Source organism: Paenibacillus sp. alder61 (assembly GCF_020179875.1).
Lineage (GTDB): Bacteria > Bacillota > Bacilli > Paenibacillales > Paenibacillaceae > Fontibacillus > Fontibacillus faecis.
The window spans coordinates 63,589-80,570 of the sequence record NZ_JAIUDG010000019.1 but is presented as its reverse complement, the minus strand read 5'-3'; the positions used below and the strand labels follow the sequence as shown (position 1 = coordinate 80,570).

Genomic DNA, 16,982 nt, shown 5'->3' with positions numbered 1-16,982 from the left:
ATGGCGCTTTTTTTATTTTCTGCGTCGGCAAAATAGATGCTGGTGAAACCAGGTCGGAGTGGTAAAAATATGTCGACTTTTGTCGAATGTTTCTATACAATGATTCTCACATACCGTTACGAAATAGCAGAACACTGTGCGGTCTTTGCTCAACATTTTGAGTTTTTGGGGGAGTTTTTTAGATGAAAAAAAAGATCGCCATCCTCGCGGTATCATCGCTTATCGCTTTGACTCCGCAACATGCTTTCTATGGGCAGGCCAAGGCAAGCCCGATGCAGCCGACATTGCTGCAGGACGGAACTTGGGGAAAGCCGCCCAACGTTATCATGGATATAGAGCAGAACCTTGTGGGAAAATCGGCGGATGCCGTAATAGCGTATTATCGGTCGGCACTCCAGTTCCAGCTGCCCGATCTCACCGGGCAGTCGGTTACCTCGGCTAAACTGCGCATTAAAGTCGAAGCTATTGAAAAAAGTGATGCTGAACTGATTCCTTTTTTGACACTCTATGGATCCACGGTCGATGCCTGGGGGGATTCCTTTCCCCTGAATGATACGGACCAAGCGTTGGAAACGAAAACGGGGGGCGATCTACGGCCGGGTTGGCTTGAATACGATGTCACCGATTTTGTATCGCGGCAAACGGACGGGATCGTTTCTTTTGCCTTGCTTGCGAATGAGACATTTGGCGGAAACATGGACTATCTGGAAATATTCTATAATTCCGATGATGCCCCCTTCGATCAACCGGAGCTTGTGTTGGTAACGGAAAATGCGGCTCCGCCCGTTACGCCTTCCCAACCGCCAGGCGCGATCTACGGGACCGTTCAGGAAGATGCTGTGGCCGAAGGGCTCGTCGTTGCCAAGGTTCCGGGAGATACCTCGGATGTGACGCACTTCAAGATCACAAGCATTACGGGAGGTAAATTGTACCGCTTTAATGATACGGTCGCCATCCACGATGGAGAATTCATCACTTCGGCGGAAGGTTCGGCCGGGTTGAAATTCGTTCCGAATCCAAACGCCAACAGCGTCGATGGAACCTTCTCTTTCCTGATGCAAGCGGCGCAGGACGCCGCCGGTAAAGGTTTGAGCGGCACGGCTGAGGCGCGCATTACTGTCACCGCGGTGAACGACAGTCCGATCGCGCATGACGACGCGCTTCCGTCGATCGAACAAAATTCGGGCGATTATACGATTCTCGCCTCGCAATTGCTCGGGAATGACGATTCGGGCGCGGTTAACGAAAACGACACGCTGCGGATCGCTTCGGTCTCAGCTGACCCGAGTGTCGGTACGGCAAAGATCTCCCAAGACGGAAATAGCGTTATTTTCACGCCCGCGCACAATTATGCAGGACCGGCCTCTTTTACTTATAAGGTTCAAGATAACGGATTAACCGGGGGAAATCCCGACCCGAAGACCAGTGAAAATGAAGCTATAGTCACCTTCCAGATCGAAGCTGTCGCCGACACCCCAAGCGTGATCGACGCCGCGACGGCCGAGGACCAGCAGACCCAAAACGGTCTTGTCATTACGGCAAACTCAGCGATCGGAGCGCCAACCAACTACTATAAAATTTCCGAAATCGCCGGGGGAACCTTGTTTAAAACCAATGGAACAACCCCGATCCCCGAAGGTTCCTACATTACGGTGTCCGAAGGCCTTGCAGGGTTGAAATTCACGCCGAGTCCGAATGCGCATGGCACTTCCGGATTCGGGTTTTCTGTGCAAGCTGCTCCGGAGACCGATGGCAAAAAATTAAGCGAAAAGGTGCACGCTCAAATTACGGTAACCGAAGTCAACGATCCTCCCGTCGCCCTCAACGATACGTGGGACGATATTGACGAAGACGCCGATCCCGTGCGTATCCCGATTTCTCATTTGCTGCAAAACGACTCCGCCGGCCCCATAAACGAGAACGACCAGACCTTGACGATTACGCCGGTTAACGATTCGGAGAGCGGAACCGTAAGGTTGGATAACGGCGACCTGGTCTTTACGCCAAAGCCGAACTATAACGGTGCGGCGAGCTTCAAATATAAATTGACGGATAACGGGACGACCCATGGTGAGGTGTCGCCGGAAGAGACGGAAGGAACCGTTTCGTTCACGATCCGCTCGATGGCGGACGTCCCCGTCGTAACTGATGGCGTCACGGAGGAAGACACGCAAACCTCCGAAGGCTTGCAGATTGGACGAAACGCTTTTGACGGAGTGGATATTCAGTATTTGAAGATCACCGATATTCAGGGAGGCACGTTGTACAAAAATGACGGAACTACCCCGATTCCGGCGAACAGTTACGTAGCCATGAGCGAAGGTTCGCTCGGATTGAAGTTTTCGCCAAACCCTAACGCCAACAGTCAGGCCGGAGACGCTTTCTCGTTTCAGGTACAGGCCGCGATGGATCAAGACGGCAGGGGGCTGAGCGCCCCCGCGATGGTGACGATTATAGTTCATGCCGTTAACGACGCTCCGGTGGCGGTCGATGACGATCATCTGGAAGCGGTGCCGGAAAATTCGGGCGAACATACGATTCTTGCGTCCGAGTTGCTCAAAAACGACAGCAAAGGAGCGGATAATGAGCTTGGACAAACGTTGCGGATTATCTCGGTGGAAAAGGTTCGCGGGGGAGATGTGCGTCTTGATGACTCGGGCAATGTGGTATTCACGCCTGAACCGGGTTTTCGGGATATTGCCTCGTTCCGTTATCGGGTAGCGGATGACGGCGGGCTGGAAAGCCAGGCCCTTGCTTTTATCACCGTAGCTCCGATCACCGATCGTCCGCAAGTTACCGGAACGGAGACGGAAGAGGATACCATGAATTCAACCGGTCTCGTGATTACTCCGACGGATGGCGGAGGAGCGTCGGCGACGCATTTCAAAATCAGCGGCATCACCGGGGGGAGACTCTTTCAACATAACGGTTCAACACCGATCCAGGATGGGGAGTTCATCTCGGTTTCGGAAGGTGCCGACGGCTTGAAGTTTATGCCTAATGAAAACGCCCATGGAAGCTCGGGATTCGGCTTCATGGTCCAGGCGGCGGCGGATGGGAACGGGGCATTGCTGAGCGATGCAGCGGAAGCGGTCGTCCATGTAACCGAAGTCAATGACGCGCCGGTGGCAAAAGACGACCGATTAGGCAAGGTCAAGAAAGGGACCGAGCAAGTCAATTTCACCTTTAACGAACTTACGGCTAACGATGAGGCAGGCCCGCTTGATGAAACGCAGTGGCAGTCCTTGACGATTACCGACGTTCAAGCGGTGGAAGGAGGATCGGTCGAACTGGCCAACGGCCGCGTCGAGTTCAGACCGTCGGACCGGTTCTCCGGCCTGGCCAAATTCAATTATACGGTCAGCGATAACGGCCGAACCGGCGAAAATGACGATCCGAAAACGTATACGGCGGAAGCCAGTTTTTATATATTGGATGAAGATCAGCCTTTTATTACCTTAGCCGGTGAATCGTTAATGTATCTGTTGAAGGGTGAGCCATATGTAGAACCCGGCTATTCCGCTGAAGACGAAGTCGACGGTGATTTGACGGATCGGGTTACCGTAACGGGGGATGTTTACTCCGGCGTAATAGGATCTTATATTCTACGATACAACTTAAAGGATGACAGCGGAAATGCAGCCCCAGAAGCCACCAGGACGGTCCAGGTCATTTCCGACGAGTTGGTGGATTTGTCGATCGGTTCCGCAGCCCTGACCCCTTTGTTCGAACCCGGCGTAACGTCTTACTCCGCGGAAGTTCCAGGTGAAACAAGCTCCATCACTGTTTCGGCCTACCTGGAAGATCCGGCGGCAACGGTAACGATTAACGGACTGGCGGGAACTTCGAGAAACTTGTCCCTGGCCGACGGCGTTAATTATGTGACCATCATCGTCACAGCCCCAGGCGGAGCTATTAAAATGTATGACGTGGATATTACGCGAGCGGCCATGCCAAACAAGCCGGAGCCGATTCCAGACACGAAACCGGATCCGGTTCCGACGCCGGGACCAAGGCCTGATTCCGGTTCCGGTTCGAATCCGTCCTCGGATTCGAACTCAAATTCGAACTCAAATTCGAACTCAAATTCCAATCCCCCGGATGAACTTACTCCGGCAAGTCCCTCTCCGGTAATCCGTCAGGCCAAGGTAGTAGCAGGGGAGAGTGAAGAGAATGTTGCGCGGGTCGAAATTACCCGTACCCTGAAGAACGGGGTTGCTGTAGACTCGGTGACATTCGGAAAATCAAAGGCTGACGAAATCGTGGCAAAAGCCGCAGCCTCCGGCGCCGGCACGGCAAGAATCGTCGTCGACGACATTCCCGGCCAGCCTGCCGATGAAGTCAATGTCAGCATTTCCAAGGAAGCTCTTTTGAAGCTTAAAGAAGGGAGATTGGGGCTAGCCATCGAGGCGGGCGGTGCCAAGATCAGTTTGCCTTTAGATACGTTAGGCCAACTGAACGATGATGGAAAAGACCTTTATTTCCGGGTCGTCCCGATTCGTAAAACGTCCGAAACCGAAACGGTTCAAGATCGGGTAGAGTCGGCACAGGAGTTCCGGGAGTACGCCAGGGGCCGGAACGCGCGTGCCGTCGGTCAACCGATGACGATCGAAACGAATTACACAAATCGGGCCACGAAAGTCATGTTTCCGCTGACAGGTATTGATCTTCCCGAGGATGCCCAGGATCGTAAGAACTTCTTAAACGGTTTGGCGGTGTTCATCGAACACAGCGACGGGGAGAAAGAGCTCGAGTTCGGACAGCCGGTTTACGATGAAACAGGGCATCCGATCGGCATTGAAATCGACGTCCGGAAATTTAGCACATTCACGATTATTTCTACGGAAGCGGACTACAAAACTTATTTACGGTATATCTCCGGTTATCCGGACGGGAAATTCCACCCTACCGAATCCGTGACGCGCGCCGAGATGGCCAGGTTGATCGCCGTCCAAACGGAATTCAGCGAAGGCGCCGTAAATCCGTACTCCGATCTGGCGGCGTCGCATTGGGCCGCGAAAGCGGTTCTCCAACTGACCGGGGCGGGCATTCTTTCCGGCGATCTGGAGGGGCGGTTCCGCCCGGAGGCTGGAGTAACCCGCGCGGAAATGGCGGTCATTGCGTCCAGACTGCAAGGGCTTGAACTTGCAAATACAAACGCGGCGTTTACCGATACCCAAGGTCATTGGGCGGCCGGCGCCATTTACGCGGTACGTGAGGCGGGGTACATGCTCGGATACGAGGATGGTTCATTCCGTCCGAACCAGACGATGTCGCGCGCGGAAGCCATCGCTGTACTGAACCGGCTCTTCGGGCGCCCGCTGTTGGATCGCCAAGAGATCGGCGAGTCCGGATGGTCCGATGTCCATCCAGCGAGCTGGGCTGCGCCCGATATCGAATCGGCCTCCCGGAACCTGCGAGTGCATAAGAACGTTACCGTGGAGATCGCTGCCGAGGACGAGTAGTAAATAGCCAGTAAGAAGCTAAACAAAAGCCAACCAGTATACCCAATACCGGTTGGCTTTCTTCTGTAAGATAGACGAATACCCAGGGAAGGGATATTATAGAAAAAACGAAGCTAATAATGAATGGAGTCTTGACGTCTTATGGAAGATAGAGATAACAAAACAAAGCATGAAAAACTTATTCGAGGGATCAGCTTTGCGACTTGGATGATTATGTTACTTTATGCAGTGATATGGGCCGTGTCTTATTTTGGACGGATTATAGGAAGCTGAGTGGGAAAAAAATAGGAGCTGATTTTGTTGAAACAACGCAAGGCGATTTTAGCCGCAACTCTACTCTATACCTGTTTTGTTCTTTATTGTATGTTTTTCGCGTTCGACCGGGCAAGTTCCGAAGCGACGAGCTACACTTTTATTTTTTTGCCCGAAAATTTCTTAAAGCTGCCGAATCCGTCAGATCTCCTACACCCTACCCTGATGGATCTTGTAAGTATTGGAAATACCGCAGCATTCATCCCTTTCGGCATCCTGGTTCCCTTGCTCTATCCGATTAGATTCGTTCGATTCCTTGCCGGGTTTATCCTGTCGATTCTCGTCATCGAAACCATACAGGCGTTTACTTTGCTCGGCAGCTTCGATATTAACGATGTCTTGCAAAATTCATCCGGCGCGGCGATCGGGTTCGGAGCTTACGCATTGGGAAGACGCGCAACCGGCATGTGGCGGAAAATTGCCGTGACAGGCCTTTCCACCGTCATCCTCCTGATCGGAGTGTGGGGAATCGGCAGCGCCATCGATTCGGTTCTCACCAAACAAGAAGGTCCGTTTGTGGCGTTGAGCGAATTGGACGATAGCCTCGGTCATGCGGCGAAGAACACAAAACCCTATCATTTTAAAATAGGCGGTCAAGAGATTACGCCTCAATTCAATGTATACAGCGCCGAAGGAGAAGAAGCGAAAACCTACACCTATAAGTTGAAGAATAAGGAGCTTTATTTTTCTATGCAGTACGGAATTCCCGATCAAGGCAATTTTAAAGGAAGTATAAGCGTCGTGGTAGACGGTCAGCAAATCCTGTCCAATTCCGCAGATATTCAAGGCCATGCGCCGAATCGTTTCGAATGGTTTTTCGAACAGGCGGACGAGCTTAAGATCACCGTGGAGGGAAATGAAAAAGTGTGGGATATCGGCTATAAAGAGATGAAATATTTCTGGGAGTAAGAGCAAAGAAATGGGAGGTGGCTTCATCATGAAAATTCTTATAGTAGGCCATTTTACACCAATTACAAACGGGTGCAGGGTATGATAAAGTAGATATTGATGCATGCACGCAACTCGGTATTTGGGCAGCCAATGCTGCAGGAGTGAATGCGCAGGCAGTGGCCGAGCATGTGATGGCGCTGATGTTGTCTTATTATAAAAACATACCCTACCTGGATAGTTTCATGGTTTTTGATATGAATGTGCTGGTTCATGCTAGACAAGCCGGTGTACAACCTGACAGCTATGTTCAAATGACGGATTTCGATAATCTTGTAAGTGCATCAGATGTAGTCACTGTACATGCGTCACTGAATCCGCAAACCAAACAGCTGATTGATCAAGAAGTATTCAAAAAGATGAAGAATACCGCACTTTTTATCAATACGGCTCGTGGCGGGATTGTCAATGAAAATGACTTAATAGCTGCTTTAAAAAACAGAACCATATAAAAAACGGTGAAGAACCTGAAAGCAAGCTTAATCAGTGTTGGTACAATCTATAAAACAAATTGGAGGAAATACCATGGAAGCTATCTTACAACATCTTAATTTTAGGATTACGGATGTTCCATCCAGAATCCATACTTATTCTGAACTCGATTTTTCTATTCGAACCCGACCAAACAGTTGGTCAAAAAAGGAAATATTAGGGCATCTGTGTGACTCCGCACTTACTAATTTACAACGATTTGTGCGTTCTCAATATGAATCTCAACCTTACTCAGTGTTAAAATACGCCCAGAATCATTGGGTGGAACTCATGAACTACCAAAACCTAAGTATTGATCATATTTTGGCTCTATGGGTTATGTTGAATAAGCAAGTGGCTGAAGTCATTGCAAACATTCCTGAAGACAAGTTGCTGTATTTATGCGACATTGGTGAAGAAAAACTTGTTACGTTAGAGTGGCTTATAAAAGACTATGTTGAGCACTTGGAACACCATCTCGAACAAATTTTTAGTACATAACTGCCAGTTAGCTTACCAAGAATAAGCAGAAATCCGAAGTTTGGTAACCAGTACGCACACTTGATCGTGGCTTATACCACGATAATTAGCTTTACCTCCACGTTACGTGGCTTGCGTTCGGTGATGTTACGTCTACCTTTTTCAGAGAACAAGAAATAAGTCACGTCCATTTCAACAGTATCTTGAAACGCATCGGTTGGAATCTGCTTTAAAGCAGAGAGAATCTTATGCCGCCAATAAAACAAGGTGACATGCGCTATCGAATATCAACAACAAAGTTTAGCAAAGCCATTTTATTAAAAAAGCATTCGATCACACCCTAGCAAAGTCGCGGAAACCGCGGCTTTTTTCTTTAGCGTCAGATTTCGAATCGGGCTTAGGGCTTATGGCACTTATCCGACCAATTTTCCTTACCCGACACAGAAGGAATTATGTCTATTTTTGGGGAAATTTATAAGGTCGTGAAAAGTTCAATTGAGAGAGGGACAAATGATGAAAAAAGCATTGAATTTCATCCTGACGATCGGCTTAATGCTGGTTTTAGGGCAGGGCATCTGGGGACCGAACATGGCCGATGCGGCAGCTGAGGGAGGGCAGCAAATCAAAGATATTGCATACGACAATGCCATTCTGATGGATGATGGCAGCATGTGGACTTTGATGATTGATGGAAAAGGGAAGGTGCTGACCCCCGGTAATGTCGCTTCGATTTCCGAGACTTCCAGGTATGCCGGTTTGGGGGTTACCCGGGACGGTAAGCTGATCGAATGGGATATGGGCCTCAGTCCACGCGCGGTGGAAGGTCAAACGGGACTAAAGCAGGTCGCGGGCTATTATTGGCTAAAAGAGGATGGAACGGTCTGGACCAGCAAGGGCAAAATGAAAGGCCTCGAGAATATCGAGCATATCGGTTACGGAGATCGTTTTTTTGCGGCTTTGTCGTCGAGTGGGGAACTTTACTTTCAAGATTCATACCAAGCGTACGTGTTCCACAAGGTCGGAACGGTACCCGATCCGTCGGCTGTGACGGGAATTGCCGTTTATGATGAGCGCGCTGCACTGCTATATAACAACGGCAAGGTAGTACTTTATCAAACTTTCGATTTTGATGACAACGGCAAACCGATCCCCTTTACCGTAACGGATGATGCGATTCATATCACGTTTGCCAAAAGCAGACAAGGGCGCTCCCTGGATGCGATGATCGTTACGCGCAAGGACGGCACGGTGTGGGCGACGGGAGATTACCGGGACCGGATAAAACTGACCGAGCAATACCCGGGGTTAAGCCAGATCGTCAGAACGTCCGTGTTCTCGGACATGGACCATTTTTACGCGCAGCGCAGTGACGGCAGCTGGCTTTTGTATGAAGAAGGCGAGATAAAACCGGTGGATGCCCCGCGGGTGAGCGCTTTGAATGTTTCGGTATCGGAAGCCAACCCGTTCGTAGGTGACAAGATTTCGGTGGATATTCAAGAGCATTACACGAACGGGGCTGACATCAAAGTGAAAGGCGATTCTACAAATGTTACAGTCGATCATCCTCACTTGCTTCGGGTTGAATCGGACGGAAGCCTTAAAGTGCTTGGCGTGGGCGAATCTAACGTCACCGTAAACTCAAGCGGCCTTTCGAAAACGGTAACGGTTTCGGCCAGCTTGCGAAATAACTTAAAATACGCCAAGGTTGTCGGAGGAACCGTATACGTTCCCGCAAAAGCGGTTGTTCAGGCGTTGGGCGGTACGGTCGCTTCCTCCGGCGGCGGGCTTGAGGCTAAGGTTGGTGCTGTCTCGCTGTTTTTTAAAGCGAATGAAAAGAGTGCCAAGTTGAACGAAGGGAATATTCAACTAAAGGCTGCCCCCATAACCGAGAAGGGCGAGACGCTCATTCCAACTTCCTTGTTAACGGAGGCTCTGGGAGCGACAGTTAAGTGGGATAGTCAGTGGCAAGAGGCGAATATTTCTATTGGGTCTGCCAATATGACGGTTGTATCGACAGAAACGGCCGCTTTGGTCAAGAAAGCGATGCAGGGCAGTTTGGCTAATTATGTCGGGAAAAGCTATTGGGTTAATTATTTCCAAGGGTGGGACCGTTTTATGAAAGTAACGGTTACGGATATTCTGCCCGATGATACAGGAAGTTTCGTCATCGTATTTAAAACCGCAACCGGCAAAACGCTGAAAAGCTACTCTATGACCTCTGGTCATGTAGCGGAGTTGCTCAGTAACAGAACGGCCTTCTTTAATTTTGATCCCTATAAGAAGTATCAATGGTCCTCTTCCGTCTGGAACCAAATTAAAGCAGGGCATATCGCTCTAGGCATGACGAAAGAGCAGGTGCTCCTTTCCTGGGGAGAGCCCGCTGGTAAAAGTGCGACTCAGGCGGACGGCAAAACCATCGAAACCTGGGTATACGCCAATTTCGATACCGTCGCATTCGTTAATGGCAAAGTGAAGGTCATTATTAACTGATATACTTAAAATGTAAAAAAGAAGAGCACCAGCCATTCCCCGGTTGTCGCGTTTCTTTTGATCGGGAGCGCTGCCGATGGTGTACTTATGATGACGCTGCTTATTGGGCAAAATAGGTAAAACACCTTATAGGGAGGAATTTACATTGGCTGAAGGAAATTCTTCAAATGAGCAAGATGTAAAACGCGAAACATTAACAACTCGGCAGGGTCATCCCGTGACGGATAACCAAAATATTCGTACTGTCGGGAATCGCGGTCCCGCCACACTTGAAAATTACCACTTCATAGAAAAAATCTCCCATTTTGATCGGGAGGAGATCCCCGAGCGTGTGGTACATGCCCGCGGAACCGGGGCGTTTGGATATTTCGAAACTTACGGAAAAGTAGGGGATGAACCGGTCGAGAAATATACGCGTGCCAAAGTTTTTTCGGGCGCAGGGAAGAGGACGCCTCTCATGGTCCGGTTTTCCACCGTCGCAGGAGCGAAGGACTCCCCGGAAACCGCGCGGGACCCACGGGGGTTTGCCGTGAAAATGTATACGGAAGACGGGAACTGGGATCTCGTTGGAAACAATCTGAAGATTTTCTTTATTCGCGATGCGATGAAATTCCCGGATATGATTCACGCGTTTAAAGCGGATCCGGCTTCGAATGTGCCCAACCCCCAGCGTATGTTTGATTTCGTTTCCCGTACGCCTGAAGCCACGCATATGATCACTTTTCTTTTCTCACCTTGGGGGATCCCGGCAACATACCGGCACATGCAAGGTTCTGGCGTTAACACCTACAAATGGGTAAATGACAAGGGCGACGCGGTGTTGGTGAAGTATCACTGGGAGCCCAAACAGGGAATTCGCAATTTAACGCAAGAAGAGGCCGCAAGCATTCAAGCCAAGAACGTGGGGCATGCGACGCAAGATTTATATGAGGCCATTGAGCGGGGAGAATATCCGGAATGGGAGCTTTTTGTCCAGATAATGGAAGATGATTACCATTCTGAGCTGGATTTTGATCCTCTTGACGATACCAAACTGTGGCCGGAGGACAAGTTCCCCTGGTTGCCGGTGGGTCGTATGGTGTTGAACCGGAATCCTGTCGATTTTCACGCGGAGATTGAGCAAGCCGCTTTCGGTACGGGGGTTCTTGTCGACGGGATGGATTTTTCGGACGATAAAATGCTGCAGGGGCGCACCTTCTCATACTCCGATACGCAGCGTTACCGTATTGGCGCAAACTACCTGAAGCTGCCGGTAAATGCGCCGAAAGTACCTGTACGCACGAACCAGCATCGCGGGCAAATGGATATTCGGGACCCTAAGGAGTCCGGTGAAAACCCGCATATCAACTATGAGCCTTCCATGGTGGGAGGATATCAAGAGGCGAGCAAAGAAGATCGGATACCGCATCAACCGATGTATCACGCGGCGGTCATGAGCGCTCCGATCGACCGTCCCAACAACTACGGCCAAGCCGGTCATACCTATCGCAGTTTTGAAGATTGGGAACGTAATGAATTGATTAAAAACTTATCGGAAGCCCTTGCGGTTTGCGATCAACGAATTCAGGAGGCGATGATCCATCACTTTACCCAAGCCGATGAAGATTATGGTCGTCGGGTGAAGGAGGGTATCGCTAAGATAACTGAAGAAATGAAGAGAGAGCACCAAGTTCCCGGTCGAGAAGCGGGTCAATCGAAATTTGGCCAAGGGCCACGTGCGGCGACCAAGGCGGCGGAGGAAGCAGTCAAGCAAAGCCATAAAGCTGACCCGTATTAAATCAAACGTACGATACCGAATGAAATAACCGTTTTCCGGTCTCTGGTGTCCCCGGGGACCCTTTTTCAATTTTGTGTGATAATGCGAAGAGCAATATCAAATAATAAATGACGATTAGGAGCATCACACATCTTTTCCTTAAGCCTATAGTTGGCGAAGGGAGCAGGCGAACGAAAGGAGCGCTGGTGATTGGACACATTTTGGCTGCAATATGTGTGGGCTTTACTTATTCTGATTGGGTTGGAAGGTTTGTTGTCGGCGGATAATGCGCTTGTATTGGCGGTTATTGCAAAACACTTATCGGTTGAACAAAGAAAAAGAGCGATAAATTACGGAATCCTTATGGCGTTTGTTTTTAGGTTCGCCGCTCTTTTTGCCATTTCCTTTATAGCCAATGTTTGGCAAGTACAAGCGATAGGGGCAATTTATCTTTTATATCTCGGGTTAAAACACATCATTAAAGCGCGCAAAAGTAAAGATGCGGAGCCGCTGCATGCTGAAGCGGCAGAACCACCCGCCAGCAAAGGTTTTTGGCCTACTGTCGGGAAGATCGCCTTTGCGGATCTGGCCTTTGCCATCGACTCCATTCTCGCGGCGGTAGCACTCGCCTTGGGGCTGCCGGACTCTCCACTGGGGGAGTTTGGAGGAATGGACGGAGGACAGTTCATTGTGATCGTCCTTGGCGGCATTGCCGGATTAATTCTGATCAAGTTTGCGGCTACATGGTTTGTGAAATTGCTGGAGCAGCGCCCCTCTCTGGAGACGACAGCCTATGCCATCGTTGCCTGGGTGGGGGTCAAGCTTACCGTAATTACTCTCGCCCATGAAGATATTGGAATATTGGATCCGCATTTCCCGCACAGTACATCTTGGACACTTATTTTCTATGGGGTTTTGGTTCTGATTGCACTTCTTGGGTGGTTTGCTCCGTTCAGTAAAAAGTCGAAATATTAATAAAAGTCGCGGATTACTTTCTGTGCAGTACTTTGTTCTTCGTTTTCTTGGGCCGGAGCACCACGAATAGCAGTAGCGGTACGAATAGTGCGAAGACCCCGAACAGGATAGGACGGCTCTCCGTTAACTCGCCCAACTGCACGGCCGAATCGAAGAACCACATGGAACAAACGAGAGCCAATATGCCGACGGGAGCAGCGGCCAGCTTAGCGTTCAAATTCGGTACGATTAAGCATGCGACTTGGCACAAAAAATAAAGGGTGATCCCGATTTTAAGCAGCGCCGTAGGCATCCACGCCGCTGCGATCACCATATCGAGCCGATCCAGGAAATCGGTAACCCGGAGTTGCCGGATCAGTTCATACGGCGGATCCCAAAACATCGTCGTGAGGTCGGGTCCGAACAGCACCAATTCACCTAAAATCATAATGGTCGTGACGGCGATTCCGACGGCGATGCCAGGCAATATTTCGGCAAGGCGGAAGGTCCGTTGTCCGAATAACAACGGGATCAGCATCAACTCGGCAAAATGACCGAAAGCATATAAGGACGCTTCCGCGACGCCGAGCGGCCGCTCCAGCACGGGGCTTAAAAAAGCCAAGCGGGCTTGCCCCGTCAAAAGCGCCGGAAGGAAAAACACCATAACCACGAATGGGGGCCCCAGAATAACGCTCGCTCTAGCCGTTACGACGATGCCGCTTTTGACAAAAAGCACGGCCGTAAAGACGGCGGTACCGGCAAGGACGAACAAGGGGGTCATCGGGAGCAGGTAAACACTAAGCAAACTGACCAGAAAACGGATGTCGTGCGAAATGGTAAAGAAAAAAACAAATCCGTAAAGGAGAAGAACGCCTTTACCGACCCAAGGCCGCCGTGAAATCATGGCTTCAACCAGCGAAACATCCGGGAAACGCCGCTGCACAGCGTCCATCAGCCACAGGGGAAGGAGGACGGCGATTCCCGCTACAATGTATCCCATCCAGGCATCCTGCCGTGCCGCAAGAATCATCGGAACAGGCGGATGTTTGATCCCAATGGACACCATAAAGAGCACGGCGATCATATTCGTTTGCAGCTTGGAAACGTTTTGTTGCATCCGGCAACCCCCTAACGAAAGATACCGTCTATCCAATTCCCCGGTCGCGGGAGATCGGGGCGGCTCGTCATCCATACCCAGATTAGAATGCTTGCTGTATATAGAGCCGCGGCAAACCACCGGTTCGCCGCGACGGCGGATTTATATCCTTTCCACTCCGAAACGAGAGCAAGGACAATCAAGACGACGACCGGGGCAAAATCTTTCATGAGGAAGGCTTCAACTCCTTTGATTTTCGGTCGAGCGATCGAATCAACGCTCCGTCATTCTCCATATTAACGTCAGACTTGACTGTAACTTTGATTTGGGGAAATTCGGATTCCTCCCAGCGATCGCGCAGGCGGGCCCAGTGGCTTCGGTAACGCCGGTGCACAGCGTCTCCGAAGCCTAAAGCATCCGATTTATGCTTTTGCAAGGCGGCGACGGCGTCTTCGACCAACCGCGTTACCCGTTGCTCCGCCGCACGCTCCAACAAGGCGCGCCAACGGTAGTCCGTCGAATCATAATCGGACGTATTTTCGGCAAGGTTCGCCGTCATGGTCAACGAAAGGTCCATTTCGATCCGGCCGTTCTTGAGCTTAGGTCTAATTTGCGACTCGGACTTACTAATCTGAAGAACAATCGCTCTTCTATTTCGTTCCTCTCCTGGAACCATTACTTCGATCGCCGGATTCCGCGCTTGACCCATCGCCAACAATAAACCGGTAGCTAAGCGGTCCTCCAGTATGGTCGCTAATTTATCGTGTTTGAATACAGCAATGCCCGCCAACTCAACGGTAGTCTTTTGGTCCTTTTTCAAATTCGCCGCCGCCGGAATTTTACGGATCGCCGGAACGATCGGGTCAATCCCTTCGGTCAACAGGGAATACACAAAGATTCGCATGTTGATCGGTTCAAGCGTGGCCATTTGAGCAAGTTCACGAATCATTTCCGCAGGGGTTCTCTCGAGCGGAGCTTCCGCGGTGAGCACTTCCTTGGCTTCGCCCATCGCAATGAGCGGGAACGAACTCAACCGGTTTTGGGGAAACCGGAAAATCGAATCGAATAGAGGAATGACGCCTTGCCGAGCAAGCGAATCACTGACGATCAGCACCCGGCGGTGGGAGAAGTGGAGAATCCGCGAAAGATGCTTCTGTTCCGCCTCCCTTGTGGTGTGGATCGTCCGGCCAAAGGCGGATTCTACGTGCCATGCTTTCGAACCCGAACTTCCGCCGCCGCCCTGCGGACCTCCCATTTGTCCGACCGCTGCAATCTGCATCGTACTGCGATAGCCTCCATCTTCCATATCGATGGCGGAGCCAACGATAAAGGCAACGTCGTTGATTTCTTTCCGATCCCAACAACCGGCCAGCAGCACCAGACAAACGATCGAGATACCTATTTTTTTCATGGAGACTTTCCACCATCCTTTGAATCACCGCCTTGCGAGAGCCTTCCGTTCTTCATCCGATTACGGTTACGCGACGAAAAGGACGGACGCCGGCTCATTGCCCACCAAGGGGCGCGAATGAGAATATCTTTCTGATCTCCCTTGCGGAATGGCGCGACCCCGGTGAGGTACGGTACACCAAGAGAGGTCAGTCCGCACAGATGGATCACCGTCCAAACCGTCCCCATGACGACGCCATAAACTCCAAACATGCTGGCAAGCAGCATCAACGGAAATCGAAGCATCCGTACAGTAATCGCCAAATTGAACCTAGGAATCGTAAACGAAGCGATACCCGTTAAAGAAACGACGATCACCACCGGCGCGGACACGATTCCCGCTTCCACGGCGGATTGTCCGATCACCAATGCTCCTAATATGCTGACTGCTTGTCCGATGACTTTCGGTAACCGAATGCCCGCTTCCCGCAGCGCTTCGAACGAAATTTCCATAATCAGCGCCTCGATCAGGGCGGGGAAAGGAATCGCTTCCCGTGCCGCTGCGATGCTGAACACTAAGCTGGTAGGCAACATGTCTTGATGGAACGTCGTCACGGCAATATACAGAGCGGGCAAATACAGCGCAACGAATAAGAAACTGTAACGAAGCCATCGCAACAAATTCCCGATAAAATAACGTTCATAGTAATCTTCGCTAGAATGCATCAACTGCCAAAAGGTGATTGGCCCCGACAGGACAAACGGTGTACCGTCGACCAGAACGATCACGCGTCCTTCCAGCAGCATCGCCGCGGCGGTATCCGGCCGTTCCGTGTACTGAAGCTGCGGAAAGGGGGAAAAGGGATGATCTTCGATAAACTCTTCGATATACCCGCTTTCAAGGACGCCGTCGATTTGAATGGCCCGAATGCGCTCCAACACTTTTTGAACGATTTGCTCATCGGCCACATCTTTTAAATAAGCGACATACACCGTCGTTTTGGTTTGCTCCCCAACGAGGGCCGATACCATCTTTAGCTGAGGCGTTTTCATTTTGAAGCGGAGGAGGGCGGTATTTTTTTGAATATCCTCCGTAAACGCTTCTTTCGGACCGCGGATGCTTACTTCCGTCGTCGACTGCTCGACAGATCGTCTCGAGCCACCCTTGACGCGAACGATAACCGCTTCGGCGCATTGATCCATCAACAGAACGGCGCTGCCTTCCGTTAGCTCGCTGACGATATCGGCCAACCGCGTGAAGGTGGTGGAGGACGGAACAGAGAGAAGACTTTCACTCAGAAGCTTCGCCGGAGACGACTCGTCCCCGAGAGCGGTGGAGGCTTCAATGAACGGGCGAAGGGCATTATCACTCAATTCCTTCGTTTCCACTAATCCGCCGATATAGATAAGGCACGCTTTCGTTCCGTTCACCACGGTTAGTTGCCGAAAGATCACATCGGCACAATCGGTGAATACGTCCTGCAGCGTTTGAACGTTGCGATCCAATTCGAGGACGAGTTTCCCCGTCGGTATGGCGGCTTCTTTATTGGACATCCTGGATCTTCCCCCGTTAACCCGGCTCATAAGCGCTGTTTGAATTCCGCATCATCGACAACCAAAG

The 16,982-nt window shown here is 50.7% G+C and carries 11 protein-coding genes and 1 pseudogene; 7 read left to right on the top strand and 5 right to left on the bottom strand.

The annotated features are described in order from the left end of the window. Positions 1–182 precede the first annotated feature (182 nt). The 4 genes from LBW89_RS19650 to LBW89_RS19635 all read left to right on the top strand — a co-directional run bounded on the left by LBW89_RS19650 (position 183) and on the right by LBW89_RS19635 (position 7,697). Complete coding sequence (locus LBW89_RS19650; protein ID WP_225039952.1) at positions 183–5,465, top strand: tandem-95 repeat protein; 5,283 nt, start codon at positions 183–185, stop codon at positions 5,463–5,465. A 300-nt stretch (positions 5,466–5,765) separates the two neighbouring features. After that, positions 5,766–6,686: a VanZ family protein gene (locus LBW89_RS19645; RefSeq protein WP_318249416.1), complete on the top strand. Its 921-nt coding sequence runs from the start codon at positions 5,766–5,768 to the stop codon at positions 6,684–6,686. Positions 6,687–6,736: 50 nt separating this feature from the next. Continuing rightward, the gene (locus LBW89_RS19640) at positions 6,737–7,177 is read left to right on the top strand and encodes a 2-hydroxyacid dehydrogenase (protein WP_211373381.1); all 441 of its coding nucleotides are present in this window, start codon (positions 6,737–6,739) and stop codon (positions 7,175–7,177) included. Positions 7,178–7,250: 73 nt separating this feature from the next. Then, positions 7,251–7,697 (top strand): DinB family protein, encoded by a 447-nt coding sequence (locus LBW89_RS19635; protein ID WP_018885565.1) that lies wholly within the window; start codon positions 7,251–7,253, stop codon positions 7,695–7,697. A 33-nt stretch (positions 7,698–7,730) separates the two neighbouring features. On the opposite strand, the pseudogene LBW89_RS19630 reads toward LBW89_RS19635, so the two are convergent. Beyond that, positions 7,731–7,957: pseudogene (locus LBW89_RS19630) on the bottom strand (IS1595 family transposase); the annotation flags it as partial. Between the two features lie 229 nt (positions 7,958–8,186). Here LBW89_RS19630 and LBW89_RS19625 point away from each other — a divergent pair. The 3 genes from LBW89_RS19625 (at position 8,187) to LBW89_RS19615 (ending at position 12,897) form a co-directional block, all read left to right on the top strand. Next, positions 8,187–10,166: a stalk domain-containing protein gene (locus tag LBW89_RS19625; RefSeq protein WP_225039950.1), complete on the top strand. Its 1,980-nt coding sequence runs from the start codon at positions 8,187–8,189 to the stop codon at positions 10,164–10,166. A gap of 145 nt (positions 10,167–10,311) precedes the next feature. After that, the gene (locus LBW89_RS19620; protein WP_148457681.1) at positions 10,312–11,943 is read left to right on the top strand and encodes a catalase; all 1,632 of its coding nucleotides are present in this window, start codon (positions 10,312–10,314) and stop codon (positions 11,941–11,943) included. A 189-nt stretch (positions 11,944–12,132) separates the two neighbouring features. Beyond that, positions 12,133–12,897 carry a TerC family protein gene (locus LBW89_RS19615; RefSeq protein ID WP_148457680.1) on the top strand — a complete coding sequence of 255 codons (765 nt, stop codon included), beginning with the start codon at positions 12,133–12,135 and terminating at the stop codon, positions 12,895–12,897. A gap of 13 nt (positions 12,898–12,910) precedes the next feature. Here LBW89_RS19615 and LBW89_RS19610 read toward each other — a convergent pair whose 3' ends face one another. The 4 genes from LBW89_RS19610 to LBW89_RS19595 are packed head-to-tail and all read right to left on the bottom strand — an operon-like array spanning position 12,911 to position 16,915. After that, positions 12,911–13,993 (bottom strand): GerAB/ArcD/ProY family transporter, encoded by a 1,083-nt coding sequence (locus LBW89_RS19610; RefSeq protein WP_170287196.1) that lies wholly within the window; start codon positions 13,991–13,993, stop codon positions 12,911–12,913. An 11-nt stretch (positions 13,994–14,004) separates the two neighbouring features. Further along, positions 14,005–14,202 carry a hypothetical protein gene (locus LBW89_RS19605; RefSeq protein WP_170287195.1) on the bottom strand — a complete coding sequence of 66 codons (198 nt, stop codon included), beginning with the start codon at positions 14,200–14,202 and terminating at the stop codon, positions 14,005–14,007. Beyond that, positions 14,199–15,383, bottom strand: a complete 1,185-nt coding sequence (locus tag LBW89_RS19600) for a Ger(x)C family spore germination protein (RefSeq protein WP_225039948.1) — start codon at positions 15,381–15,383, stop codon at positions 14,199–14,201. Before LBW89_RS19600 ends, LBW89_RS19605 begins: the two co-directional genes overlap by 4 nt. Further along, positions 15,380–16,915, bottom strand: coding sequence for a spore germination protein (locus LBW89_RS19595; protein WP_225039946.1), 1,536 nt, complete (start codon positions 16,913–16,915; stop codon positions 15,380–15,382). The genes LBW89_RS19600 and LBW89_RS19595 overlap by 4 nt, the downstream gene beginning before the upstream one ends. Positions 16,916–16,982 lie beyond the last annotated feature (67 nt).